The organism is Acidithiobacillus sp. AC3, assembly GCF_050261095.1.
In the GTDB taxonomy this organism is placed as follows: Bacteria; Pseudomonadota; Gammaproteobacteria; order Acidithiobacillales; family Acidithiobacillaceae; genus Igneacidithiobacillus; species Igneacidithiobacillus copahuensis.
This window is the reverse complement of record NZ_CP189838.1, coordinates 2,018,029-2,044,251: the sequence shown is the minus strand read 5'-3', so window position 1 is coordinate 2,044,251 and position 26,223 is coordinate 2,018,029. Positions and strand designations below refer to the sequence as shown.

General features: G+C 58.9%; 24 protein-coding genes and 2 tRNA genes. 19 read left to right on the top strand and 7 right to left on the bottom strand.

Going from position 1 to position 26,223, the window contains the following annotated elements:
- Positions 1-17 precede the first annotated feature (17 nt).
- From ubiE to ACQAYK_RS10235, 7 genes are all read right to left on the bottom strand, one after another.
- Complete coding sequence (ubiE, locus tag ACQAYK_RS10265; protein ID WP_215871643.1) at positions 18-797, bottom strand: bifunctional demethylmenaquinone methyltransferase/2-methoxy-6-polyprenyl-1,4-benzoquinol methylase UbiE; 780 nt, start codon at positions 795-797, stop codon at positions 18-20.
- Between the two features lie 11 nt (positions 798-808).
- A complete protein-coding gene (locus ACQAYK_RS10260) occupies positions 809-1,465 on the bottom strand; it encodes a glutathione S-transferase family protein (protein WP_215871642.1) in 657 nt (218 codons plus the stop codon).
- A gap of 22 nt (positions 1,466-1,487) precedes the next feature.
- Positions 1,488-2,096 (bottom strand): methionine biosynthesis protein MetW, encoded by a 609-nt coding sequence (gene metW, locus ACQAYK_RS10255; RefSeq protein ID WP_215871641.1) that lies wholly within the window; start codon positions 2,094-2,096, stop codon positions 1,488-1,490.
- Positions 2,093-3,376, bottom strand: coding sequence for a homoserine O-succinyltransferase MetX (metX, locus tag ACQAYK_RS10250; protein WP_215871640.1), 1,284 nt, complete (start codon positions 3,374-3,376; stop codon positions 2,093-2,095). The genes metW and metX overlap by 4 nt, the downstream gene beginning before the upstream one ends.
- Before the next feature lie 94 nt (positions 3,377-3,470).
- A tRNA-His gene (locus ACQAYK_RS10245) sits at positions 3,471-3,546 on the bottom strand.
- A gap of 71 nt (positions 3,547-3,617) precedes the next feature.
- Positions 3,618-4,736 carry a ribonucleotide-diphosphate reductase subunit beta gene (locus ACQAYK_RS10240; protein WP_215871639.1) on the bottom strand — a complete coding sequence of 373 codons (1,119 nt, stop codon included), beginning with the start codon at positions 4,734-4,736 and terminating at the stop codon, positions 3,618-3,620.
- 24 nt (positions 4,737-4,760) lie between these two features.
- A complete protein-coding gene (locus tag ACQAYK_RS10235; protein WP_215885651.1) occupies positions 4,761-7,589 on the bottom strand; it encodes a ribonucleoside-diphosphate reductase subunit alpha in 2,829 nt (942 codons plus the stop codon).
- Positions 7,590-7,776: 187 nt separating this feature from the next.
- Here ACQAYK_RS10235 and tldD point away from each other — a divergent pair, with 187 nt between their 5' ends.
- The 19 genes from tldD to nuoL all read left to right on the top strand — a co-directional run bounded on the left by tldD (position 7,777) and on the right by nuoL (position 26,221).
- On the top strand, positions 7,777-9,219 hold the full coding sequence (gene tldD, locus ACQAYK_RS10230; RefSeq protein WP_215871637.1) for a metalloprotease TldD: 1,443 nt from the start codon (positions 7,777-7,779) through the stop codon (positions 9,217-9,219).
- A gap of 119 nt (positions 9,220-9,338) precedes the next feature.
- Positions 9,339-11,261, top strand: coding sequence for an ATP-dependent zinc metalloprotease FtsH (gene ftsH / locus ACQAYK_RS10225; protein WP_215871636.1), 1,923 nt, complete (start codon positions 9,339-9,341; stop codon positions 11,259-11,261).
- A complete protein-coding gene (folP, locus tag ACQAYK_RS10220; RefSeq protein WP_319643712.1) occupies positions 11,258-12,103 on the top strand; it encodes a dihydropteroate synthase in 846 nt (281 codons plus the stop codon). The genes ftsH and folP overlap by 4 nt, the downstream gene beginning before the upstream one ends.
- Before the next feature lie 7 nt (positions 12,104-12,110).
- Entirely contained in the window at positions 12,111-13,463 is a 1,353-nt protein-coding gene (gene glmM, locus ACQAYK_RS10215; RefSeq protein WP_215871635.1) for a phosphoglucosamine mutase, read from the top strand.
- A gap of 68 nt (positions 13,464-13,531) precedes the next feature.
- The gene (tpiA, locus tag ACQAYK_RS10210; RefSeq protein ID WP_255789736.1) at positions 13,532-14,329 is read left to right on the top strand and encodes a triose-phosphate isomerase; all 798 of its coding nucleotides are present in this window, start codon (positions 13,532-13,534) and stop codon (positions 14,327-14,329) included.
- 2 nt (positions 14,330-14,331) lie between these two features.
- Positions 14,332-14,757, top strand: coding sequence for a preprotein translocase subunit SecG (gene secG / locus ACQAYK_RS10205; protein WP_215871633.1), 426 nt, complete (start codon positions 14,332-14,334; stop codon positions 14,755-14,757).
- A gap of 37 nt (positions 14,758-14,794) precedes the next feature.
- A tRNA-Leu gene (locus ACQAYK_RS10200) sits at positions 14,795-14,879 on the top strand.
- A gap of 120 nt (positions 14,880-14,999) precedes the next feature.
- Complete coding sequence (locus ACQAYK_RS10195; protein ID WP_215871632.1) at positions 15,000-15,356, top strand: NADH-quinone oxidoreductase subunit A; 357 nt, start codon at positions 15,000-15,002, stop codon at positions 15,354-15,356.
- Positions 15,347-15,823 carry a NuoB/complex I 20 kDa subunit family protein gene (locus tag ACQAYK_RS10190; protein WP_215871631.1) on the top strand — a complete coding sequence of 159 codons (477 nt, stop codon included), beginning with the start codon at positions 15,347-15,349 and terminating at the stop codon, positions 15,821-15,823. Before ACQAYK_RS10195 ends, ACQAYK_RS10190 begins: the two co-directional genes overlap by 10 nt.
- Positions 15,824-15,830: 7 nt before the next feature.
- A complete protein-coding gene (locus ACQAYK_RS10185; protein WP_215871630.1) occupies positions 15,831-16,427 on the top strand; it encodes an NADH-quinone oxidoreductase subunit C in 597 nt (198 codons plus the stop codon).
- Complete coding sequence (locus tag ACQAYK_RS10180; RefSeq protein WP_215871629.1) at positions 16,414-17,667, top strand: NADH-quinone oxidoreductase subunit D; 1,254 nt, start codon at positions 16,414-16,416, stop codon at positions 17,665-17,667. Before ACQAYK_RS10185 ends, ACQAYK_RS10180 begins: the two co-directional genes overlap by 14 nt.
- Positions 17,664-18,158 (top strand): NADH-quinone oxidoreductase subunit NuoE, encoded by a 495-nt coding sequence (nuoE, locus tag ACQAYK_RS10175; RefSeq protein ID WP_215871628.1) that lies wholly within the window; start codon positions 17,664-17,666, stop codon positions 18,156-18,158. The genes ACQAYK_RS10180 and nuoE overlap by 4 nt, the downstream gene beginning before the upstream one ends.
- On the top strand, positions 18,155-19,462 hold the full coding sequence (gene nuoF, locus ACQAYK_RS10170) for an NADH-quinone oxidoreductase subunit NuoF (protein WP_215871627.1): 1,308 nt from the start codon (positions 18,155-18,157) through the stop codon (positions 19,460-19,462). The genes nuoE and nuoF overlap by 4 nt, the downstream gene beginning before the upstream one ends.
- Complete coding sequence (gene nuoG, locus ACQAYK_RS10165; protein WP_215871626.1) at positions 19,462-21,780, top strand: NADH-quinone oxidoreductase subunit NuoG; 2,319 nt, start codon at positions 19,462-19,464, stop codon at positions 21,778-21,780. Before nuoF ends, nuoG begins: the two co-directional genes overlap by 1 nt.
- Before the next feature lie 9 nt (positions 21,781-21,789).
- Positions 21,790-22,815: an NADH-quinone oxidoreductase subunit NuoH gene (nuoH, locus tag ACQAYK_RS10160; RefSeq protein ID WP_215871625.1), complete on the top strand. Its 1,026-nt coding sequence runs from the start codon at positions 21,790-21,792 to the stop codon at positions 22,813-22,815.
- Positions 22,816-22,825: 10 nt separating this feature from the next.
- A complete protein-coding gene (gene nuoI / locus ACQAYK_RS10155; RefSeq protein ID WP_215871624.1) occupies positions 22,826-23,317 on the top strand; it encodes an NADH-quinone oxidoreductase subunit NuoI in 492 nt (163 codons plus the stop codon).
- Positions 23,318-23,335: 18 nt separating this feature from the next.
- Positions 23,336-23,935 carry an NADH-quinone oxidoreductase subunit J gene (locus ACQAYK_RS10150; protein ID WP_226827394.1) on the top strand — a complete coding sequence of 200 codons (600 nt, stop codon included), beginning with the start codon at positions 23,336-23,338 and terminating at the stop codon, positions 23,933-23,935.
- Positions 23,932-24,237 carry an NADH-quinone oxidoreductase subunit NuoK gene (gene nuoK, locus ACQAYK_RS10145; protein ID WP_215871623.1) on the top strand — a complete coding sequence of 102 codons (306 nt, stop codon included), beginning with the start codon at positions 23,932-23,934 and terminating at the stop codon, positions 24,235-24,237. Before ACQAYK_RS10150 ends, nuoK begins: the two co-directional genes overlap by 4 nt.
- 1 nt (position 24,238) lies before the next feature.
- Positions 24,239-26,221 (top strand): NADH-quinone oxidoreductase subunit L, encoded by a 1,983-nt coding sequence (nuoL, locus tag ACQAYK_RS10140; RefSeq protein WP_215871622.1) that lies wholly within the window; start codon positions 24,239-24,241, stop codon positions 26,219-26,221.
- Positions 26,222-26,223 lie beyond the last annotated feature (2 nt).

Below are 26,223 nucleotides of genomic sequence, written 5' to 3'. Positions count from 1 at the left end.
CCCCTTCACTGGCCGGATCAGTCGAGACGAAAACCGCGGTGGATGGCGACGATGCCACCGGACAGATTATGCACGTCGACCCGCGCAAAACCGGCATCCTCCATCATCATGCGGAAGGTGTCCTGATCGGGAAAGCGGCGTATGGATTCCACCAGATACTGATAACTGTCGCGGTCCTTGGCGACGATTTCGCCAATCTTTGGCAGGATATTGAACGAGTAAAGATCGTAGATCTGCTGCAGGCCCGGCCAACGCGGATGCGAAAACTCGAGGATCAAGGCGCGGCCGCCAACCTTGAGTACCCGGTAGATCTCCGCCAGGGCGCGTTCGGGATGGGTCATATTGCGGATGCCGAAAGCCAGGGTAACGAGATCGAATTGTTGGTCGGGGAAGGGCAGCTCTTCGGCATTGGCCTCAACGAATTCGACGCCGGCGAGCATGCCTTTGTCGGCGAGGCGCTTTTCGCCGACCGCCAGCATCTCCGGGTTGATGTCGGAGACGACAATGCGACCATTTGGCTGTAGACGTTTATAGAGAAGCGCCGCCAGGTCTCCGGTGCCGCCGGCCAGATCCAGCACCTGCTGCCCTGGGCGGGGCCGAGCCAGGTCTACCGTGTAGCGCTTCCACAGCCGATGCACCCCCAGCGACATCAAATCGTTCATCAGGTCGTAGCTGCTCGCAACGCTGCTGAACACCCCGCGCACCAGCTTTTCCTTTTCCGCCTCCGGAACTTCCTGATAGCCAAAATGGGTGGTGGTAGACTCTTGCTCGTTTTCCGGCAGGTCGTGATCGGTCATCCCTCTCTCCATTAGATTGAACGCAGCAGTAAACTGCCTTTCTCGCTCAAATAGTTACGCAGCAGGCTGGCAAAATCCGCCCGCACCGAGCTGGCGACTTCCGGCAACTCCATGAGTTGCGCGGTCCACCGCCGTAGTTTGCCGAGACTTTCCCAGCTCGGCAATGGTCGCAGGGCATGGAGGATTTCCATGCGCATGAAGAGCGGGGCGATGGCGGCGTCGACTAGGCTGAAGCGCTCTCCTGCGAAAAAAGGTCCGTCGCCCATTGCCGTTTCCAGTCGCTGCAGTTTGTCGAAGAGCTGCCGGTGCGCCGCAGTAAAGCGTTCCTCTCCCTGCGCCACCATCATCTGAAACTGATCTCCCAGCGCCTCGCCCCCCAGGGCGATCCACGCCCGGTGCCGGGCCCTTTCCAGGGGGTCCGCAGGATGCAATGGCGGCGGCAGAGTCTCGTCGAGATACTCGTTGATGACCTGTGATTCAAAGAGCACGGTATCGTTATCGATACGCAGGCAGGGAACCTTACCCAGAGGCGAGATGGCCAGAAACCACTCAGGTTTGTGGGCTAGGTCGATATGGGTCAGGGTGAAGAGAACCTCTTTATGCAGCAGGGTGATGACCGAGCGCTGCACATAGGGGCATAGAGGAAAGCTGATCAATTCCAGGGTCATGGCTGGCTCCAGCGGCGTGCGCTCAGTCCGCCTTGGCGCATCGATAGAGTGCCACTTCTCCGAGAAGATTGGGCAGAATGCGGTTACTCGCGGTGTTGCGACGGCGATCGTCCAACACTACGCGCTCGCGCACCTCGATGCGATTTTTGTGGCACAGGGCGTCAAAGTCGCGAAGGGTACAAAGGTGGATGTTAGGGGTATCGTACCACGTATGTGGCAAAACGTCGGTCATGGGCATGTGCCCGCCGACCCCGAGTTGCCAGCGCGCGCGCCAATGGCCCATGTTGGGAAAGGTAACGATTCCCTCGCGGCCCACCCGCAACATTTCCAACAGAAGATCGAGTGGGTAATGCACCGCCTGCAGGGTCAACGACAAAACCACCGTATCCACGCTACCGCTAGCAAATTGCCGCAGGCCACTATCCAGGTCTTGTTGCAGGACCGGCACGCCCCGCCGCAAGGCCGCCGCCACCCGCTCATCGTCCAGTTCGATACCGTAACCCTTGACCTGTTTTTGCTGCTGCAGATGAGAGAGCAATTCCCCTTCGCCGCAACCCAGGTCGAGCACGCGACTCCCGGGACGAATCCAGTCGGCAATGATCCGCAGGTCGTGTCGCAATGTCTGGCTCATACGCCGAGCTCCTCTGCCATACGCTCCAGATAAGAGCGCATGACCCGTAAGTACTGGGGAATCGGTAGCAGAAACGAGTCATGCCCATGATGGGATTCAATTTCGGCATAGCTCACATGCGCGCCGGCGGTATATAGGGCCTGCACGATCTCGCGCGATCGCTCGGGCGAAAAGCGCCAATCGCTGCTGAAGCTGGCGACAAAAAATTTTGCTTGGACCTTGGCGAGGGCTGCCGCGAGATTGCCTCCGTAAGCGGCAGCGGGATCAAAGTAGTCGAGTGCCTTGGTGATGTAGAGGTAGCTGTTGGCATCGAAGTGCTCGACGAAGCGGGATCCCTGATAGCGCAGGTAGCTTTCGACCTCGAAATCAATGTCAAAGCCATAGGAAAGAGTCTTGCCTAGCCGTGTTTCCCGACCGAATTTCTGCCCCATGGCATCGTCGGAGAGATAGGTGATGTGGCCGATCATCCGCGCCAGGGCAAGGCCGTGGCGTGGCTTGCTTTCGTAGCGGTAATAGTGCCCGCCGTGAAAATCGGGATCGGTCATGATCGCCTGACGACAGACCTCGTTGAAACCGATGTTCTGCGCACTCAGATTGGGCGCTGCAGCAATGACCAGGGCATGTCGCAAGCGCTCCGGGTAATCGATGGCCCACTGCAGGACCTGCATGCCACCCAGACTTCCGCCAACGATTGCCGCCCAGCAATCGATGCCGAGATGATCGCTGAGGGTGACCTGGGTACGAACCCAGTCCGACACGGTAACCATGGGAAAGTCCATCCCCCAAGGCTCGTTGCTTGCCGGATTGATGCTCGCCGGTCCGGTGGAGCCCTTGCAGGAGCCAATGAAATTACTGCACACCACAAAAAAATGTCGCGTGTCGATAGGTTTGCCGGGCCCGATCATGCTGTCCCACCAGCCTGGTTTTTTGTCTGTTGGGGAATGGTAACCGGCAGCATGATGGTCGCCAGACAATGCGTGACAGATCAAAATGGCGTTGCTGCGAGCGCTGTTCAACGTACCATAGCACTCGTAGCGCAGAGTGTAGCCGGGCAGACTGCGGCCACATTCCAAGAGTAGATCTTCTGTGATGTGAAGGTCCTGGTACTCTACCAGTCCCACGCAATCATCGGGTATGCGCTCCGGCATCAACGTCCCGCCTGGCTTGTAAGAAAGGCTGAGTCTACTCAGGGGGCGCACGGCGGACAAGGACTCGATAGGCGTCCGAAGGAAAAACTCCGCGAGCCACAGGATCCGCCTCTGCATGGCGAGTTCTTCCACGGCCCACTCTTTGGAAGCAGCATCGCACCAGAGGATCGGGACTTCCTTCAGCAAAGAAAAGGGCCTGAACCTATGTTCAGACCCTTGCTTTGTATGGGGTGACTGATGGGGCTCGAACCCACGACAACCGGAATCACAATCCGGGGCTCTACCTGCTGAGCTACAGTCACCGAAGAATAAGAATGATAACGCCCGCAGGCCCTCCTCTGCAAGATCTTCGGCGGGGCCTCCGGGCGAGAGATCAGTCCCAGCTCAGGGCGCCACCGGTTTGATATTCGGTGACTCGGGTCTCGAAGAAGTTCTTTTCCTTCTTCAGATCCATCATCTCGCTCATCCACGGGAAAGGGTTTTTGACCCCCTCCCACTGCGGCTTGAGACCGATCTGGCTGAGCCGGCGATTACCAATGAAATGCACATAGTCCTTGAACATTGGCGCATTCAGCCCGAGCACGCCACGCGGCATGGTGTCGTCGGCGTAGGCGCATTCGAGTTCCACACCCTGATGAATCAGGGCGATGATCTCTTCCTGGAATTCCTCGGTCCACAGGTGCGGATTTTCGATCTTGATCTGGTTGATCATGTCGATGCCGAAATTGCAGTGCATCGATTCGTCGCGCAGGATGTACTGGTACTGTTCGGCGGCACCGACCATCTTGTTCTGCCGCCCCATGGCCAGGATCTGACTGAACCCCACATAGAAGAACATGCCTTCCATGATAGTGGCGAAAACGATCAGGGAGCGCAGCAACAGCTGGTCATTTTCTGGCGTACCGGTCTTGAAATTGGGGTCCGCCAGGACTTCGATGAAGGGGATGAGAAAATCATCCTTGGCGCGTACCGAGGGGACTTCATGATACATATTGAAGATCTCCCCTTCGTCGAGCCCCAGGGATTCGACGATGTACTGGTAGGCGTGGGTATGAATGGCCTCTTCAAAGCCCTGGCGCAGCAGATACTGGCGGCACTCGGGCGCGGTGATGTGACGGTAGGTACCGAGCACAATGTTATTGGCTGCCAGACTGTCGGCGGTCACAAAAAAGCCGAGATTCCGTTTGACGATGCGGCGCTCGTCCTCCGTCAAGCCCTTGGGATCCTTCCAGAGGGCGATGTCGCGGGCCATCTGGACCTCTTGCGGCATCCAGTGATTGGCGCAGGCCGCGAGATACTTGTCCCAGGCCCACTGGTACTTGAAGGGTACCAATTGGTTGACATCGGCCTTGCCATTGATGATGCGTTTGTCTTCGGCGCGCACACGGGCAAAGCTGCTGGCCTGGATGCCAATATCGGCGCCGGCCTGACCTTGTTCGTGGTAAGCAGGCAGGGTGATGGACTGCGGTTGTTCTTCTGCAAAATCTAGCATCGGTCTCTCCAGTTTTCGGCTGCCTTACTGGCAGGCCTCGCAGGTGGGGTCGTCAATGGCGCAGGCCTTGAGGCTGCCGGGCACCGCATTGAGGGTACCGGTCTGCACCGTGGATTTTTCTGCCGCGGTGGCTCCCAAAGAGCGCAGGTAATAGGTGGTCTTGATACCGCGCCGCCAAGCCAGGCGATAGGTATCGTCGATCTTCTTGCCCGAGGGCGTACCGAAATACAGATTCAGGCTCTGCGACTGATCCAGCCACTTCTGCCGCCTGCCGCCTGCTTCGATCAACCAGTCGGGATCGGTCTCGAAGGCATTGGCATAGAGGGGCTTCAGGGCAGCCGGGATGCGGTCGATGGGCGCGACCGAGCCATCGAAGTACTTGAGGTCGTTGACCATCACCTCATCCCACAAATCCAGGCGCTTGAGGTCCTCCACCAAATACTGATTGACCACGGTGAACTCGCCGGAAAGGTTCGATTTGACGTAGAGGTTCTGGTAGATCGGCTCGATCCCCTGGCTGACCCCAACAATATTGGAGATCGTCGCCGTCGGAGCAATGGCCAGGCAGTTGCTGTTGCGCATGCCACCGCGCACCTTCTCGCGCAGGCCCGACCAGTCGAGCTGCTGGCTACGGTCGAGATCGACCCCCTGACTGCGGCTCTGCGCCAGAATCTCGATGCTGTCGATGGGCAGCACCCCCTGGCTCCAGAGGGAGCCTGCGAAACTTTGGTAGGTACCGCGCTCGCGGGCGAGGTCGGCCGAGGCATCGATGGCATGGTAGCTGATCAGTTCCTGGCTGATATCCGCAAAGCGCACCGCAGCATCCGAGGCATAGGGAATGCGCAGGGCGAGAAGGGCGTCGGAGAAACCCATCAAACCCAGTCCTACGGGGCGGTGACGCAGATTACTATTGCGTGCCTTGCCGAGGGCGTAGTAGTTGATGTCTATGACATTGTCGAGCATGCGCATGGCCACCCGGATGGTGCGCGCCAACTTTTCGCCATCGATGGCGGCGAGGATCTGCTCCGCGCTCAGGTCAGGGTTCAGGGCTAGCGGATCCTGCCCCGCCGGCTGACGCAGATGCGCGACAAGATTCACCGACCCCAGGTTGCAGACGGCGATTTCCTTGTCGCTGGTGTTCAGGGTGATTTCCGTGCAGAGATTGGAGCTGTGCACCACGCCTACATGCTGCTGCGGGCTGCGCAGATTGCAGGGGTCCTTGAAGGTGATCCACGGATGACCGGTCTCGAAGAGCATGGTCAGCATCTTGCGCCACAGTTGCACGGCCGGCAGTCGTTTGTAGAGCTCGATCTTGCCCGCCAGTGCCTGCTCTTCGTATTCCTCGTAACGGGCGCGGAAGGCAGCGCCGGTCAGATCATGGAGCTCGGGGACGTCGTTGGGGCTGAAGAGCGTCCAGTCGGCGCCCGCCTCTACCCGTTCCATGAATAGGTCAGGGATCCAGTTGGCGGTGTTCATATCGTGGGTGCGGCGCCGATCATCGCCGGTGTTCTTGCGCAGCTCGAGAAATTCTTCGATGTCCAGATGCCAGGTTTCGAGATAGGCGCAGACGGCACCCTTGCGCTTACCACCCTGATTGACGGCAACCGCGGTGTCATTCACTACTTTGAGGAAGGGGACCACGCCTTGGCTCTTACCGTTGGTGCCCTTGATGTAAGAACCCAGGGCGCGTACCCGCGTCCAGTCATTGCCAAGGCCACCGGAATACTTGGAGAGCAGGGCATTGTCCTTGATCGACTCGTAGATGCCATCGAGATCATCGGCGACGGTGGTGAGGAAGCAGCTCGACAACTGCGGTCGTAGCGTACCGGAATTGAATAGGGTAGGAGTGGAGCTGACGAAATCGAATTGAGAAAGTACCTCATAGAAGGCGATGGCCTGCTCCTCGCGATCGATCTCCTCGATGGCGAGGCCCATTGCGACGCGCATCCAGAAGGCCTGCGGCAATTCGATGCGCCGCTCGCGCACGTGCAGGAAATAGCGATCATAGAGGATCTGCAGGCCCAGATATTGAAAATTCAGGTCACGCTCTGGGCGTAGCGCTGCGGTGATGCGATCGAGGTCGAACTGCGCCAGACGCGGGTCGATGAGTTCGTGCTCGATACCCGTGGCTAGATAATCGCGAAAATAGTCGCTGTAACGCTCTGTCATCTGCGCCTGGGTACATGGCTGCCCGACCACCTCGCGACGGATGCGGTCGAGGAGCAGGCGCGCCGACACGTAGGCATAGGCGGGGTCGCGCTCGATCAGGATGCGGCTGGCAAGAATGGGAGCTTGATAGAGTTCAGCCTCACTGATTCCATCGTAGAGATTTTTCAGAGTGGATTGCAGGATCAGTTCTGGGGAAACCGCTGCACCCAAACCGGCACAGGCTTCGTCGATGACGGCCCGCAAGCGCTCGCGATCGAGGGGCTGGCTGCTGCCATCGGCCTGACGCACCTGCAATTCCGTGCATAGCTCCTGCTCCTGCTGTTTCTGCCGAGCGCGTTCCCGTGCGCGCTCTTCCCGGTAGAGAACGTAAGCGCGCGCCACCTCATGCTCCCCGGCACGCATCAGCGCCAATTCGACCTGATCCTGGATATCTTCGATGTGGAAGGTGCCGCCGCCCGGTTGCCGACGCTCCAGTGCGCCGAGCACCTGTTCCGTGAGTTTTGCTACCTGTTCCCGGACACGCGCACTGGCGGCTCCGCCCGTGCCTTGCACCGCGAGGAAGGCTTTGGTCATGGCGACCTGAATTTTGCTGGCATCGAAGGGCACCACCGCTCCATTGCGGCGGATGACGCGGTGACGGGAATCGGACAGGTCCGGGACAACGGCTGTGGCAGTGCTGGGCATGGGCTCCTCCTTGGTGATAGCACAAAATATAGTTATCCCAGTGCCATTGTCAACACTATATATAGTGTTGACAAGCTGTGGATGACCTGGGGATAGGCAGTGCAGAAATTGCATAAAAAATTTAGACTTGTTCTATATCGCTGGCCGGCGCATACTCTTTCGCAACATTCAGTCGGAGAAGCACGTCATGACGAATAACGCCCTCGATCTCGCCCGGGAAAATTTGCTGCAGCCCGCAGGAATCGACGAGACGGCACTGGAGCGCACCTTTACGCAGTTGCGCCGCCGCGCCCTTGACGATGCGGATCTGTACTTTCAATACAGCCGTAGCGAGGCTTTCAGCCTGGAAGAAGGAGTGGTCAAATCGGGCAGTCACAGCATTCATCAAGGAGTGGGGGTGCGTGCTATCCAGGGAGAACGCCAGGGTCTGGCCTACTCCGATGAAATCGCGGTGGAGGCACTGCTGGGAGCAGCGGAAGCGGCGCGCAGCATCGTTCATCACCCGGGCGAGCAGCGGGCGCTGCAGTGGCGCTCCCGCAGCGGTCTGGATTTGTATCCAAACGTCGATCCTCTGGCGAGCATCGAAAATCGCGAGAAAATCGCCCTTCTCGAGCGTCTGGAAGTGGCTGCACGGGCAGCCGATCCGCGTGTGGTGCAGGTAATGGCCAGTCTGGCCGCGCGCTACGAGGTGGTATTGGTGGCGCGTCTGGATGGCAGTCTGGCTGCCGATTTGCGACCGTTGGTGCGACTGAACGTCACGGTGATCGCCGAGGAGAATGGTCGGCGGGAACAGGGAAGCGCCGGTGGAGGGGGACGCCACGACTATCGCGCATTTCTTGCCAGCGACGTGGCCGAGGAGTATGCCCGTGAGGCAGTGCGGCAGGCGCTGGTCAACCTCGAGGCGGAGGCCGCTCCGGCCGGCGGTATGGAAGTTGTCCTCGGGCCTGGTTGGCCGGGTATTCTGCTGCACGAGGCCATCGGTCATGGTCTGGAGGGGGATTTCAACCGCAAAGGCACTAGCGCTTTCTCTGGTCGCGTTGGGCAGCGGGTAGCCGCGCCCGGGGTCACGGTGGTGGACGATGGCACCCTGAGCGGCCGGCGGGGAAGTCTCAATCTTGATGATGAAGGGCATCCAACCCAATGTACCGTACTGATTGAAGACGGCATTCTGCGCGGGTATCTGCAGGACAGTCTGAATGCCCGGCTTATGGGGGTTGCCCCTACCGGTAACGGTCGGCGTGAATCCTATGCGCATCTGCCTATACCGCGTATGACTAATACCTACATGCGCAATGGTCAGCACGATCCGCAGGAAATTATCGCCAGTGTCAAGAAGGGGCTATATGCCGTGAACTTCGGCGGTGGGCAGGTCGACATCACCAGCGGCAAGTTCGTGTTCTCGGCCTCGGAAGCGTATCTGATCGAGAATGGCCGCATCACGCGTCCAGTCAAAGGAGCGACCCTGATTGGAAACGGGCCGGATGTGCTCACGCGGGTTGAAATGATTGGCAACGACCTCCAATTAGATCCAGGAGTGGGGACCTGTGGGAAAGACGGACAGAGCGTGCCGGTGGGAGTCGGTCAGCCAACATTGAAAATTCGTGATCTCACGGTTGGCGGTACCCAATGATGCTGGGTTATCCGCTATGCGCGGGGTGCGCTATTGTCAGTTTTTCTGCAGAGGTCTAAGATCGCACATGTTGGGGTATTTTGTACCCGATCTAAACTCCCGATGGGGGAGGTGAGGAAATGAATAACGTTTTCAAAAACGTACTCTTGTGGGTGGCGATTGGGGTCATTCTCATTTTCGTCTTCCAGAATCTCAATTCGTCGAGTTCGACGCCAGCTCAGGCAATGAACTTCTCGACCTTTGTCAATAGCGTCAAGCAGGGGCAGGTTGCCGATGTGACTATGGACGGCAACCATCTGACCGGTGCGCTCAGTTCCGGGCAGCAATTCAGTGTCTACACCCCGCCCAACGATACCCAGTTGGTGCCGCAGTTGCTGGCCGCCGGGGTCAAGATCTCGGTCAAGCCGCCGCAAGGCCAGTCGTTGCTGTTGGCTTTGCTGATCAACTGGTTCCCGATGCTGTTGCTTATCGGTGTGTGGATCTTCTTCATGCGCCAGATGGGGGGCGGCGGTGCTGGTGGACGGGGCGCCATGAGCTTTGGTCGCAGTCGGGCACGCATGCTGAGTGAGGAAAACAACAAGATCACCTTTGCCGATGTTGCCGGTGTGGAAGAGGCTAAGGAAGAGGTGGCCGAAATCGTAGATTTTCTGCGGGATCCCTCCAAGTTCCAGCGTCTTGGTGGCCGTATTCCCAAGGGTGTATTGCTCATGGGTTCGCCTGGTTCGGGCAAGACCCTGCTCGCACGCGCCATTGCCGGCGAGGCCAAGGTGCCCTTCTTCTCGATCTCTGGATCGGACTTTGTTGAGATGTTTGTCGGTGTGGGAGCCTCGCGCGTACGCGACATGTTTGAGCAGGCGAAAAAGCACGCCCCCTGCATCATCTTCATCGACGAGATCGACGCCGTTGGTCGCCAGCGTGGTGCCGGTCTCGGCGGTGGCAACGACGAACGCGAGCAGACCCTCAATCAGATGTTGGTGGAAATGGACGGTTTCGAGGGTACGGAAGGGATCATCGTCATCGCCGCTACCAACCGTCCGGACGTGCTCGATCCTGCCTTGTTGCGTCCTGGCCGTTTTGACCGGCAAGTAACGGTTCCGCTTCCAGACATTCGCGGTCGCGAGCAAATTTTGCAAGTACACATGCGCAAGGTGCCTTTGGCGCCAGATGTGGACGCCAGAGTCATCTCGCGCGGCACACCGGGCTTCTCCGGTGCTGACCTCGCCAACCTCGTCAACGAGGCGGCCCTCATGGCGGCGCGCAAGAGCAAGCGCTTGGTCGATATGCACGACTTCGAGGACGCCAAGGACAAGGTGATGATGGGTGCCGAGCGCAAGTCGGTGGTGATGAGCGACAAGCAGCGGGAGACCACGGCCTATCATGAGTCGGGCCATGCGGTGGTTGCCAAACTGCTGCCGGGTACTGATCCGGTGCACAAAGTCACCATCATCCCACGTGGCCGTGCCTTGGGGCTAACCATGCAGTTGCCGACCGAGGATCGCTTCAACTACGAGCGCCAGGAGATCCTGCACAACATCTCTATCCTTATGGGTGGGCGGATTGCCGAAGAGGTATTCCTCAATCAGATGACCACTGGCGCGGGCAATGACATCGAGCGAGCCACGGATCTGGCGCGCAAGATGGTTACGCAGTGGGGCATGTCCACCATCGGACCCATGGTGATTGGCGAGAAAGAGGAAGAGATGTTTCTCGGGCGTGAAGTCACCAAACACAGCAGCGTGTCCGAGCGCACTGCGCAGACGGTGGACGAAGAGGTACGGGGGATCATTCAGGAACGCTATCAGGTGGCGCGCAAGCTCATCGAAGATAACCGCGACATTGTCGAGCGTATGGCCCATGCGTTGCTCAAGTTCGAGACCTTGGATGCCGGCCAGGTCAACGACCTCATGGCTGGGCGCGATCCGCGTCCGCCGCAGGACAACAACCCCGGCACACCAGCGGTCAGTGGTAACAGCGGCGTCGGCAATTCTGAGCAGGTTCCCAATAACCTGCCCAAGCTTAACCCCGGGGAACACCCCGTTTGAGTTCTGCTGTGCTGCAGCAAAGACGCCCCTGGCTGCAGGGGCGTTCTTGTATCATGGGGATCATCAACCTGACCCCAGACTCTTTTTCTGATGGTGGTCGCTATGTCTCGGTGACTGCGGCCTTGGCTCATGCACGTCGTTTGTGGGCGGAGGGGGCGGACATCCTTGATCTCGGTGCGGAGTCGACGCGGCCGGGAGCGATGGAAGTTTCGGTAGAGGAGGAACTCGAACGCCTCCTGCCCGCCTTGGAGGCGATCCGCGCCGAGATTCCCCTACCCATTTCTGTGGATACCCGTAAGGCAGCGGTGATGCGTGCCGCCCATGCGTACGGAGCTAGCCTCATCAACGATGTCAGTGCCCTGAGCTTTGATCCCGATGCGCTGGCGACGGTGGCAGAATTAGGGCTTGATGTTTGCCTGATGCATATGCGTGGAACTCCAGCTACCATGCAGACCCTCACCGCCTACGAAAATGTGCTTACCGAGGTACATGACTATCTTGCCCAGCGGCGCGATGCGTGCCTGCAGGCGGGTATCCGCGCGGAGTCCATCGTGCTCGATCCGGGCATCGGTTTTGCCAAGGAACAGGCTGATAATATTCGCCTGCTGCGGCATCTCGACCGCTTGGCGACGCTTGGGCACCCCATTCTGCTCGGCGTGTCGCGCAAAAGGTTTTTGGGGGAGATTGCCGGCGTGGAAAACCCCGGTGAGCGTGTGGTAGCGAGTGTGGCGGCCCTCCTCTGGACCCGACAGCGGTGTCGCAGCGCGATCTATCGGGTGCACGATGTTGCCGCTACGCGGCAGGCACTCAACATTTGGGAAGCGATGGAAGCGACAGGATAAAGCGAATATGGCCAGAAAATTTTTCGGAACCGACGGCGTGCGCGGTCGGGTGGGAGAAATGCCCATGCGTGCGGATTGGATCCTGCAGCTCGGCTGGGCTGCGGGTAGGGTGCTCACCAGGGGGGTAGCCGGCAGGCCGCAGGTGCTGATTGGTAAAGACACCCGCCTTTCTGGCTACCTCCTCGAATCGGCCCTGGAATCCGGGCTGGCGGCGGCAGGCGTCGATGTATTGTTGGTTGGCCCGCTGCCGACGCCCGCCATCGCTTACCTGACGCGTACCCTGCGGGCCCATGCCGGCATCGTCATCAGCGCTTCGCACAACCCTTACGAAGATAACGGCATCAAGTTTTTCTCTGGCGATGGCTACAAGCTCCCGGATACGGTGGAGGAAGCCATTGAGGCCGAGCTGGAAGGACCCATGCGCTGTGCTGCTGCAGACTCTTTGGGGAAGGCACGCCGCGTGGAGGATGCCGCCGGTCGCTATGTCGAATACTGCAAGACGACCTTTCCGGCGTCCGCCGATCTGCGCGGCGTGCGGATCGTTGTCGATGCCGCCCACGGTGCCGGCTATAAGGTCGCGCCCATGGTGTTCAGCGAGCTGGGTGCGCAGGTGGAGAGCATCGGAGCGCGACCCAACGGTGTCAATATCAATGATGGGGTCGGTTCGACGGCGCCGCAGGCGCTCATTGCTGCAGTGCGCGAGCGACAGGCCGATCTGGGGATCGCCCTGGATGGCGATGGCGATCGCGTCCTGCTCGTGGATGCGCGAGGTAATACCTGGGATGGCGATGCCGTCCTGTGGCTGCTGGCGCAGGCCTTCCGGGAACGGGGCGCCTTGCCAGGGGTCGTCGGTACGGTGATGAGCAATCTCGCCTTGGAAAAGGCGCTGACAGAGCAGGGAGTGCCTTTCGTGCGCAGCGCTGTGGGAGACCGATATGTGCTGGAGACGATGCGCCGTCTGGGCTATCCCTTGGGTGGGGAGAATTCCGGTCACCTCATCACTCCCGCAAATACCACGGGCGATGCCATTCTTGCGGCGTTGCAGGTGCTTGCCTTTTTGCAGCAGAAAGGCAGGAGTCTGCATGAGCTGGCCGCTGGTCTGAAACTGTATCCGCAGGTTTTGCTCAATTTGCGCCTGCCAGACGCGCGCCAGCACTTGGACCGCCCCGATGTGCAGCAATTGCTGCAGGCAGCGGAGGCACAGCTCGCCGGACGCGGGCGACTTCTGGTGCGTGCCTCGGGTACCGAACCACTGTTGCGTATCATGGTAGAGGCGGTTGACTGTGGGCTGGCGCAAAAGGTCGCTGAGGAGTTGCGGGCGCAAGTGGCCGCCGGTGTGACCGAATCTGTGGCGGTCTAGAGCGTGCGAACAGGGTAAATTGACCCTCGTCAGCGGACTCTTTACACTGCCCGTCCTATTAGCAATTGATGACAAATGTGAGGAAAGGCGACGTGCGGTCGATCATGGTAGCGGGCAATTGGAAGATGAATGGCTTGAATGCGGATGCCGAGCACCTCACCCAAGCCATTCTCGATGCGGGTCTGGCGCCAGCCTCGCCGGAGGTTGTGGTATTTCCGCCCTTCACGCTATTGCCGACGGTGCATCAGTTGGCCAAGGGCAGTTCCTTGCGTTGGGGCGGACAAAATCTCTTTTGGGAAGCGCACGGTGCCTATACGGGTGAGATCTCGGGACCGATGCTGCGCGATCATGGCTGTCGTTATGTTCTGGTTGGACACTCGGAGCGCCGTCAGATTTTTCAGGAGTCGGATGAAATCGTCCTGAAAAAAGTGAAGGCCGCCCTCCTGTCTGGTCTGATTCCCATGGTCTGTATCGGTGAAACCGAGCAGGAAAGGGTGCAGGGCCAAACGGAACAGGTGTTGCGGCGTCAGATAGATGCCGTTCTCCCGGCCTTGGGCAGTAGCGGACAGCAGGCCAACATGGTCCTTGCATATGAGCCAGTCTGGGCCATCGGTACCGGCAAGACGGCCAGCCCAGAGCAGGCGCAGGAAGTGCATGCCTTTGTGCGTGGCCTGGTCGCTGCAAAGAATCCCGATATTGCCCGCAAAATCCTCATTCTCTATGGCGGTAGTGTCAAGGCCGGCAACGCCCAGGTCCTGTTTTCCCAGCCGGATATTGATGGTGGTCTGGTCGGTGGAGCCTCATTGCAGGCAGTCGAGTTTTTGCAGATCTGTCAGGCCGCCCATGCGGTAGCCCGAGGTATTTGAGCATGTATACGGCGTTATTGATTTTTCAGGTACTGATTTGTGTCGTGCTGGTAGGTCTGGTACTGATTCAGAAAGGACAGGGCGCGGATATTGGCGCAGTCTTTGGCGGTGGTGGTTCGCAGACCGTTTTTGGTGCTGCGGGGGCGGGCAACTTTCTCAGCCACGTCACTGCAATTCTTGCCGCGATTTTCTTTCTCAACAGCCTGGCGTTGGCCTATCTGTCAGAACATGAGGCACACCAGATGGGGACGGGTATTGCGCTGCCAAGCTCGACGGCAGCGCCCTCTGCTGCCGCACCGGCAACGGCGTCGACCGCATCTGTAGCTGCAGGCGTGGCGAGCAGCGGGAGTCCAGTTTCCGCCTCGGCAAAATCCGCTGTGTCCGGAAAGAGCGTGGCCACCGGGAATTCCTCTCCAGGCAAGCCTTGACGTCCTGGGCGGGGCATGAGAAAGTTTTGATTCACTTGCCGAAGTGGTGAAATTGGTAGACACACCGTCTTGAGGGGGCGGCGGCGCAAGCCATACCGGTTCGAGTCCGGTCTTCGGCACCAAATTACAGCCCGCGTGGCTGTTTTTTTGTCTCTGTAGATTTGCAGAGATTTGATTATATAGAAAAAAAGTTTTTTATGGCGACCCTGATGGGTGCGTAATGACTTTGACGGAGGGGCCGGGTGCTCGGACATTATTTGCCTGTGCTGATATTTCTGCTGATCGCCTTGGTGGTTGGCATCGTGCCCTTGATTCTGGGCAGCAAGCTCGGTCCTAATCGGCCCGACAGCGAAAAGCTGTCTCCCTATGAGTGTGGATTCGAGGCCTTCGAGGACGCCCGCGTCAAGTTCGATGTGCGTTACTATCTGGTGGCGATTCTGTTCATCCTGTTCGACCTCGAAATCGCATTTTTGTTTCCCTGGGCCGTCGTCTTTGACTCCGTCGGCATGACCGGGTTCCTCGCCATGATGGTGTTTCTCGCCATTCTGGTGGTCGGCTTCATCTATGAATGGAAGAAGGGGGCTCTGGAATGGGAATAGAAGGGGTTCTCGAAAAGGGTTTCGTCACCACCAGTATCGATACGGTGGTCAACTGGAGTCGTACCGGGTCTTTATGGCCAATGACCTTTGGCCTTGCCTGTTGTGCCGTGGAGATGATGCACGCGGGTGCCGCGCGCTACGATCTCGATCGCTTTGGCATCATTTTTCGTCCCAGCCCGAGGCAATCCGACGTCATGATCGTTGCCGGTACCCTGGTCAATAAAATGGCCCCGGCCTTGCGCAAGGTCTACGACCAGATGGCCGAGCCGCGCTGGGTGGTATCCATGGGCTCTTGTGCCAATGGTGGCGGGTATTATCACTACTCTTACAGTGTCGTGCGCGGTTGCGACCGGATCGTACCGGTGGATGTCTACGTCCCAGGCTGTCCACCCACCGCCGAAGCACTTCTTTTTGGGCTGATCCAGCTGCAGAAGAAGATCCGCCGTACGCACACAATAGCCCGGTAACGCAAAAATGGACGATCTGGAAATGGTATCCCAGCAGATCGAGGCTGGGCTCGGGCAGCGGATACGCCGTCGGCAGATTGCCCGCGGCGAGCTGACCCTGGAACTCGCGTGTGACGACTTTCTTGCCAGCTGCACCTGGTTACGCGATGAGGCGGGTTTTGATCAGTTGATCGACATTTGTGGAGTGGACTATGCCGAGTACGGTGATGGTACCTGGGAGGGCGAGCGTTTCGCCGCCGTCTACCATCTGCTCGGTATTCAGAGTCGGCAGCGTCTGCGCCTGCGCGTGTTTCTCGACGAAGATCTTCCGATCATCGCCTCGGTGAATGCGATCTGGCCGGCGGCCAATTGGTTTGAGCGGGAGACCTTCGATCTCTTTGGTTTTCTCTTTGAGGGGCATCCCGATCTGCGGCGAATTCTCACCGATTACGGCTTTGTTGGCTATCCCTTCCGCAAGGATTTTCCTCTGGTAGGAACCGTTGAGATGCGCTACGACCCAGATCAGCGGCGGGTAATTTACGAGCCCACCCGTACCGAGGAGCGGGTGGTCGTGCCGCGCATCGTGCGCAGTGACGAAGAGGGGCGATACGATGCCAGAAATTAGTAACTTCACCATGAACTTTGGGCCGCAGCATCCCTCTGCCCATGGCGTGCTGCGGCTGGTGCTGGAGCTCGATGGTGAGGTGATCGAGCGCGCCGATCCGCATATTGGCCTTCTGCACCGCGCCACGGAGAAGCTCGCCGAGCACAAGACCTTCCTGCAGAACCTACCGTACATGGACCGGCTCGACTATGTATCGATGATGTGCAACGAGCACGCCTACTGTCGCGCCGTCGAGGGGCTGCTGGGGATCGAGATTCCCCAACGTGCCCAGTATATCCGTACCCTGTTCGACGAAATCACGCGGGTACTCAATCATCTGCTGTGGCTCGGCGCCTATGCCCTCGATGTCGGAGCCATGTCGGTATTTCTCTATTGCTTCCGTGAGCGCGAAGATCTCATGGATGTCTACGAGGCGGTCTCGGGGGCACGCATGCATGCTGCGTACTACCGGCCCGGTGGCGTGTACCGCGATCTTCCCGCGCAGATGCCGCAATATGAAGCGTCTCCTTACCGCGATGCGAAGCGGCTGGAGGAGCTCAATGCCAACCGTGGCGGTTCTGTCCTCGATTTCATCGAGGACTTTACCCGCCGTTTCCCTGGCTATGTCGACGAATACGAAACCCTGCTTACCGACAATCGCATCTGGAAGCAGCGCACCGTGGGAATTGGTGTGGTCGCGCCGGAGCGGGCCATTGCCCTGGGTTTCACCGGGCCGATGTTGCGCGCCTCCGGGGTCGCCTGGGATTTGCGCCGTACCCAGCCCTATGCGGCCTATGCCGATCTGGATTTCGAGATCCCGCTGGGCAAGGAAGGCGACTGTTATGATCGCTACCTGGTGCGCGTGGCCGAAATGCGCGAAAGTAACAAGATCATTGCGCAATGCGTCGACTGGTTGCGAAAAAATCCCGGCCCGGTCATGGTTGACGATTACAAAGTTGCGCCGCCCCCACGGGAAGAAATGAAGACCAGCATGGAGGCCTTGATCCATCACTTCAAACTCTTTTCCGAGGGCATGATTGTGCCGGCTGGCGAGATCTACGCCGCAGTCGAGGCCCCGAAGGGGGAGTTTGGTATTTACCTGCTTTCCGATGGAGCCAATAAGCCCTATCGCATGAAGATCCGGGCGCCGGGCTTTTCCCACCTTGCCGCCATGGACGAGATGGCCAAGGGGCACATGATTGCCGACGTGGTAGCGATTCTGGCGACCATGGATATTGTGTTTGGGGAGATCGACCGATGAGCGAATGGCTGTCGCAAAGCTCCCTCGATGCCATTGCGGCGGAGCGCAGCAAGTATCCCCCGGAGCAGGCGCGCTCGGCGCTCCTCGCGGCCTTGCGCATTGCGCAAGAGGAGCATGGCTATCTGCCCGAGCCCCTGATCGAGCATGTGGCGGCCATCCTTGGCGTACCAGCGATCCAGGCCTTCGAGGTGGCTACTTTTTATACGATGTATGACTTGCAGCCCGTCGGTAGACACCAGTTCTGTGTCTGCGGCAGCGTGTCCTGCTTTCTCAATGGCTCTGATGAGATCCTCGCCCATTTGCAGGAGCGCCTGGGCATTGGCATTGGCGAGACGACTGCCGATGGTCTCTTCACCATCAAAGAAGTGGAGTGCCTGGGGGCCTGTAAAGATGCGCCGATGATGCAATTAGGAGATCGCTATATCGAAGATCTCACGCCGCAGAAACTCGATGAGCTGATCGCGCAATTGCGCAAGGAGGCGGAGCAATGACGACGGAAACGTATGTGAATGGTGTTACCCTGCGTAACCGCGGTCTGCCGGATTCCCATCGTTTGCAGGTGTATCAGGACACTGGTGGCTATCAGGCCCTGCGCAAGGTCTTGCTGGAGGGGATGACGCCCGAGCAGATCATCAACGAAATGAAGACCTCGGCCCTGCGTGGTCGCGGTGGTGCAGGTTTTCCGACGGGACTGAAGTGGAGCTTCATGCCGAAGGGAGTTACTGGCAGGAAGTATCTGCTCTGCAATGCCGATGAGGGGGAACCTGGCACCTGCAAGGATCGGGATATCATGCGTTATGAGCCGCACCGGCTCATCGAGGGGATGATCATCGGCGCCTACGCCATGGGTGCGCGGGCCGGGTATATCTTCATTCGCGGGGAGTTCATCGAACCCATCCGTATTGTCGAGGCGGCCCTGGCCGAGGCCTATGCTGCTGGTCTGCTCGGCGAAAAAATCCTGGGAACCGATTTTTCTTTTGATCTTTACGTATACCGTGGTGCGGGGGCCTATATCTGTGGTGAGGAAACTGCCCTGATGGAGGCCCTGGAAGGGAAAAAGGGGCAACCGCGTTTCAAACCCCCTTTCCCGGCGAGCTATGGCCTGTATGGCCAGCCGACTACCATCAACAATGTCGAGACCTTCGCCTCGGTGCCTGACATTATCACACGTGGCGGACAGTGGTTCCTCGATCTGGGCAAACCCAACAATGGGGGAACGAAAATCTTCTCGGTGACCGGGCATGTGCAACGACCGGGAAACTTCGAGGTACCCATGGGTACCCCCTTTGCCGAATTGCTGGAAATGGCTGGCGGATTGCGTCCGGGACGGAAGCTCAAGGCGGTGATCCCCGGTGGTACCAGTACCGCCATGGTGGCCGGCGCGCAGATGATGGAAGTGACCATGGACTACGACAGCATCTCCAAGGCCGGTTCGGCCCTGGGTGCAGGCTCGGTGATCATCATCGATGACAGTGTTTGCATCGTCAAGGTAGTGGAGCGCATCGCTCGCTTCTACATGCACGAATCCTGCGGCCAATGTACCCCCTGCCGCGAGGGCATGGGCTGGCTGTGGCGGGTCATGCACCGGATCGAGAACGGACAGGGTCGCGACTCTGATCTGGAGTTGTTGCAGAATGTTGGGTCGCGCATCGAGGGGCGCACGATCTGTGCGCTGGCCGACGGCGGGGTGGCCCCGGTGACCAGCTCCCTGCGTCTGTTCCCGGATGAATACCTGCACCATGTCCGGCACAAGACCTGCCTGGTCGGTGCCGATGCCGCACGGAGAGTTGCCTGATGCCACGCATCGAGATTGACGGGCAGGAGATCGAGGTGGCTGCCGGCACCACATTGATGGAGGCCGCCGAGCAGCTCGGTATCTACATCCCCTTCTTTTGCTACCACCCCAAGCTGTCAGTGGCAGCCAACTGCCGTATGTGTCTGGTGGATGTCGAAAAGCAGGCCAAGCCCCTGCCCGCCTGCGCCACCCCGGCGAGCGATGGAATGAAGGTTTCCACCCGCTCGAAACGGGCGAAGATGGCGCAACAGGGCGTGCTCGAATTCCTGCTCATCAATCATCCCCTGGATTGCCCGATCTGTGACCAGGGCGGCGAATGTCCGTTGCAGGACATCACCATGGGCTATGCGAATCCGCACAGCCTCTACACCGAAGAAAAGCGGGTAGTAGAAGACAAGGACATCGGACCACTGATTGCCACCGAGATGACGCGCTGTATCCAATGCACTCGTTGCGTTCGCTTTGGCACCGAGATTGGCGGTATCAGTGAACTGGGCGCCACCGGACGAGGCGAGAAGATGGCCATTGGTACCTATGTTGCCAAGGCGGTACGTTCCGAGCTGTCCGGTAACATGATCGATCTTTGTCCCGTCGGTGCCTTGACCAGCAAGCCCTTCCGCTACAAGGCCCGCTCCTGGGAGCTCAAGCACAGCCAGAGTCTCTGTCCGCATTGCTCGACGGGTTGCAATACCGATGTGCAAAGCCTTGGCAAGGAAGTGTTGCGGGTCAAGCCGCGGGTCAACGAGGCGGTCAACGAAGAATGGCTCTGCGACAAGGGCCGCTTTGCCTATGCCGGATTGCAGGCAGCCGATCGCGTGCAGACTCCTCTCTTGCGTATCAACGGTTCTTTACAGCCAGTGTCCTGGGCCGATGCCCTGGAGGCGGCGGCGACAGCCTTGCAAAAGACCATCGGCCGTGCGGGACCCGACGTCGTGGCCGGAATCATCTCGCCGGCGGCCAGCAACGAGGAGCTCTATCTCTTCCAGGCCCTGTTACGGGGCCTCGGGGTGCGTGCTATCGAGCATCGCCTGCGGCAGACGGACTTCCGTGCCGACCCGGCCATGCCCTTATATCCGGCCCTGAACATGAGCCTGGAACAGTTGGAGACAGAGCGAAACATTATTCTCTGTCATGCCTACCCGCGGGAGCGGCAACCGCTGACCAACCACCGTCTGCGCAAGGCGGCCCTGGCGGGGGCGCAGATCTGGGCGCTGGATAGCACCGAACGGGAGTTCAATTTTCCTTTGCGGCAGATCCGCGCGGCAGCGGGAGCCGATCTGGCGGTCTATGAGGAGCTCTTGGCGCTTTTGCGCGATGGGACGCCAGCATCGAATCCTGCCTTGGCGGATTTGGCAGATACTGTGCGGGCAGCCGATAAGCCGCTGTTTCTGTTGGGTAGCGGTCTCTTGCAGCAGCCCCGGGCAGCGGAGCTGCTGGCCGTTATCGCTGAAATCGCGCAACAGACTGCCGCTCGCGTCTCCTGGCTGGCGGAGTCCGCCAATAGCGCTGGTGCTTGGCTACTCGGCTGTGTACCCGGACGTAAACCGGGAGGCGTGCAGGTCGAGGATGCGCCGCAGATCTGGGACGAGAAAAAGGCGTTCCTGCTCTATGGTGTCGAGCCTGAGGCGGATTCCATGGATGCGCCCGGGGTCCGCGCAGCTCTCGATGCTGCCGATGCGGTCATCAGTATCAGCAGCTTTCTGGGCGCCGCTGAGTCCTATGCCGATATCGTTCTACCTCTGGCGAGCTGGGCGGAAAGTAGTGGCAGCTTTTTCAATAACGAAGGGCGCTTGCAACAGTATCGTGCGGCGGTGCGGCCGGCAGGAGAGTCGCGCCCCGGCTGGAAAATCCTACGTGTGCTGGCCGATCATCTGGAACTGGCTGGCCTCGATTTCGATGATCTCGAAGCGCTGCAGGATACTTGGCAGAAACAGCTGGGGGATTTTCCCCTCGATGTCCCGGGTTTTGGGGTAATGCCAGAGATTGCCGCACGTCAGCAAGAAGGCGCCGAGGGGCTCCAATTGCTGGGCGACTGGCGTATCTATCAGCAGGACCTGCTCGTCCGACGTGCCCAGCCCCTGGAGCAGGAGCCGGTTTGTCGCTTGCACCCGGATACGGTTGCCGAACTGGGAATCAGCGGTGGCGCGGTAGAATTGCTGGCGCGCAATGGCGCGCAGGTGCAGTTGCCCTTCGTTCTCGATGCCGGAATTCCCCACGGCGCCGTCTGGCTCGATCTTGGTCATCCCGAGACGCAGGCGTTGGGAGGAGTCGGGACGACTCTGCGGGTACAGATGCCGAGTATTCGGGTGCGGGCGTAGGGAGGAAGGATGCACGATCTCGTCAATGCGGCCTGGTGGCCACCCGTTTGGGCCTTGATCAAAATCATCATCGTCCTAATCCCTCTTTTGCTCGGCGTCGCCTATCTGACCCTGGCCGAACGCAAGGTGATCGGCTACATCCAGATTCGCCTCGGGCCGAATCGCGTTGGTTTTCGCGGTATGCTGCAGCCGATTGCCGACGCCCTGAAGCTGCTGTTCAAGGAAGTTCTGATTCCCAGTACCGCCAACCGCTTTCTCTTTCTGGCGGCGCCGGTCTTGGCTTTCGTTCCCGCCATGCTGGTCTGGGCGGCGGTCCCCTTCGGTCCAGGTGTGGCCATCAGCAACATGAACGCGGGGCTACTCTACGTCCTGGCCATAGCCGGTCTGGGGGTGTACGGGATCATCATTGCCGGCTGGGCCTCGAACTCCAAATATGCATTTTTGGGGGCGATGCGCGCAGCTGCGCAGTTGGTGGCCTACGAAATTGCCATGGGCTTTGCCCTGGTGGGCGTGTTGATGCTGGCGCAGACACTGAATCTGAGCAAGATCGTCGAGGCGCAGGCAGGTGGAGGCTTCTGGTCGTGGTACTGGTTGCCGCTCTTTCCTTTTTTTCTGGTGTATTTCATCTCTGGCGTGGCCGAAACCAACCGCGCCCCCTTCGACGTGGCGGAGGGCGAGTCGGAGATCGTTGCCGGGTTTCATGTGGAATATTCGGGGATGGGCTTTGCGCTGTTCTTCCTGGCCGAATATGCCAATATGATCTTTATCTCGATCCTGACCACCGTGCTTTTCCTCGGGGGCTGGTATCCGCCCTTCAATGTCGCGCCTTTCACCTGGGTGCCGGGCCTCATCTGGCTCTTGTTGAAGACCGCCTTCCTGCTCTATGTCTTCCTCTGGATCCGCGCCACTTTCCCGCGCTATCGCTATGACCAGATCATGCGTTTGGGCTGGAAGGTCTTCATTCCCATTACCATCGCTTGGATCGTGGTAGTAGGTATTGCCCTCGAGACCCCGTTGCGGGCTATCCTGCGCTGAGGAGATTGTCATGGCCAATCCTGTCAAACGCTGGTTCCAGTCTTTTTTCCTGCTCGAAATGCTGCGCGGTATGCGGCTCACTGGACGCTATTTTTTCGCGCGCAAGTTTACCGTGCAGTATCCCGAGGAAACGACACCGCAGTCGCCGCGTTTTCGCGGTCTGCATGCCCTGCGCCGCTATGAGAATGGGGAAGAGCGCTGCATTGCCTGCAAACTCTGCGAGGCCGTTTGTCCTGCGCTGGCCATTACCATCGAGAGCGAGGAGCGTAGCGACGGGACGCGCCGCACCAGCCGCTATGACATCGATCTGAGCAAGTGTATCTTTTGCGGACTCTGCGAGGAGTCTTGCCCGGTGGATTCCATTGTCGAAAGTCGGGTGCTGAGTTATCACGCCGAGACCCGTAGTGAACTGCTCTACGACAAGATTCGTTTGCTGGGTAATGGTGATCGTTTGGAAGGCGAGTTAGCCCGCGATCGGCAGGCGGACAGTAGCTACCGTTAGGAGAGAACGAGAAAACGCATGATGCTCACCACCACCATCCTTTTTTATGTTTTCTCGGCCATTCTGCTGGTATCGGCCCTGTTGGTCATCACCGCGCGCAATCCGGTCTATTCGGCGCTTTATCTGGTACTCGCCTTTTTCAATGCGGCAGCTTTGTTTCTTTTGCTGGGCGCGGAGTTTCTCGGGCTGATTTTGATTCTGGTATATGTGGGTGCGGTGATGGTGCTGTTTCTCTTCGTGGTCATGATGCTGGATATCAACCTGGAGCGTCTCAAAGAGGGCTTTCTGCGCTACCTGCCCCTCGGTTTGGCGATTGCGATCGTTGGCGTGCTGGAGATGGTGGCGGTGTTCTGGACCGCGCCGATCGGTAGGGTGCCGGCACCAGGGCCGATCCCGGCGAATGCCGACAACACCCGCGCCCTCGGTGAGTTGCTCTACACCCACTATCTCTATCCCTTTGAAATCGCTGCGGTGATCCTGCTCGTCGCCATCATTGCCGCGATCGCCCTGACCTTGCGCCGACGGCCCGACACCAAGTCGCAGGCGGTCGGCAAACAGGTCGCGGTCGCCGTACGCGAACGGCTCCGCATGGTCGATCTGCGGGGGCCGAAGCCATGATCCCGTTGTCGCACTGGTTGATCCTGGGGGCGCTGCTGTTTTCCATCGGCGTCGTGGGAATTTTCCTGAATCGGAAAAATGTCATTATTCTGCTGATGGCGATAGAGATTTTGTTGTTGGCGGTAAATATCAATTTTGTCGCATTTTCCCGTTATTTGGGGAACCTTCAGGGACAAATCTTTGTGTTTTTTGTCCTTACCGTAGCGGCCGCTGAGGCGGCCATTGGCTTGGCGATCCTGGTGGTCTATTTCCGTAATCGCCGCAGCATCAATGTAGAAGACATCGACGACTTACGGGGCTGATATGTGGATCTTTGACTGGCTGCATGGCCTGCCACCCATCTGGGTCTATTTGCTCATTCCCCTGGCACCGCTGGCGGGCTCGCTAGTTGCTGGCCTAGGGGGATGGTTTCTGCGGGAGAGGGCGCATTGGGCACCCATCGCCGGTGTTGCCTTTGCCCTGTATCTGGCCATTTTTGTACTCTTGCAGGTGCTGCATGGGCAGACCTTCTATGGCAATGTCTATACTTGGGCGGTGTTTGGGAATCTACCGGTACACATCGGTTTCGATATCGACAGTCTGACCGCGGTGATGCTGGTGGTGGTCACCTTCGTTTCCCTCTGCGTGCACGTCTATACCATTGGTTATATGCATGACGATCCGGGTTATGCCCGCTTCTTCAGCTATATCGCCTTGTTTACCTTCAGCATGTTGATGCTGGTGATGGCCAACAACTTTCTGCAGCTCTTTTTTGGCTGGGAAGCGGTGGGGCTGGTGTCCTATCTTCTGATCGGTTTCTGGTTTACCCGCGAAAGCGCCAATCAGGCCTCGCTGAAGGCCTTTCTCGTCAATCGTGTCGGCGATTTCGGTTTTCTGATCGGCATCGCCGCTATCTATCACTACTGTGGCAGCCTGGATTATCGCACCGTTTTTGCCATGGTCCCCAGTCTGGTCGGGCAGACCGTTACCATCATCCCTGGGCATCCCTGGTCGGTACTGACCTGGATTGCCATCCTGCTCTTTATCGGGGCCATGGGAAAATCGGCGCAAGTACCCTTGCATGTCTGGCTGCCGGAGTCGATGGAGGGTCCGACGCCGATCTCGGCACTGATCCATGCCGCGACCATGGTCACCGCCGGAATCTTCATGGTCTCGCGCATGTCGCCGATTTACGAGCAGTCGGCAACGGCGCTGAGCGTCATTCTGATCATTGGCGCGATTACCGCGTTGTTTATGGGACTGATTGGGCTGGTACAGAACGACATCAAGCGCATCATCGCCTACTCCACCCTTTCCCAGTTGGGCTATATGACCGCGGCCTTGGGTGCGTCGGCTTTTTCTGCGGCCATATTCCACCTGATGACCCATGCCTTCTTCAAGGCATTACTCTTCCTGGCCGCCGGATCGGTCATCCATGCCATGCAGAATGAGCAGGATATCCGCAAGATGGGGGGGCTGCGCGCGCACATGCCCATTACCTATCTCACCTTTTTGGTGGGCGGGTTGGCGCTTTCCGGAATCCCGCCCTTTGCTGGCTTTTTCAGTAAGGACCTGATCATCGAGGCGGTCGGCGAATCGAGTTTGACCGGCGCGACCTTTGCCTATGTCCTGTTGGTGCTGGGTGCGCTGGTCACGGCGCTGTATACCTTCCGCATGTTTTTCTTGGTCTTCCATGGCAAGAAACGCATGGACGAACACACTCAGGAACATTTGCATGAATCGCCTTGGGTGATTACCGCCCCTCTGATCGCTTTGGCCATTCCCTCTTTGCTGGCGGGCTGGTTCTTTATTGCCCCGGTGGGCCTGGGCGCTTTTCTGGATAGCTCGCTACAGATTCGGGCGCAGTGGAATACCATCGGAGAAATTGCGGCGCACTGGCAGGGGACTGGCGCCTTCCTTGTCCACGGCCTGGAGTCCTGGCCCTTCTGGTTGGCCATTCTCGGCATCGCTTTGGCGGCATGGTTCTACCTGCTGCATGACGGCGTACCAGCGGCACTGAATCGCCTGCTTGCACCCTTCACCTGGGTTCTGCGCAAGAAATATGGCTTTGATGCCTTCAACCAGCTGGTATTCGTCCAGGGTGCCTTGTTGCTCGGTCGGCGCTTCTGGCATTGGGGGGACGAGGCAATCATCGACGGCGGAATGGTCAATGGCAGCGCCCGGCTGGTGGCGCGCGCGGCCCTTTCCTGGCGGCGCCTGCAGACCGGTTATATCTATCACTATGCCTTCGTCATGATCATTGGGCTCGTCCTCTTCATGACCTATTTCATGATCTGGAGGGGCTGATC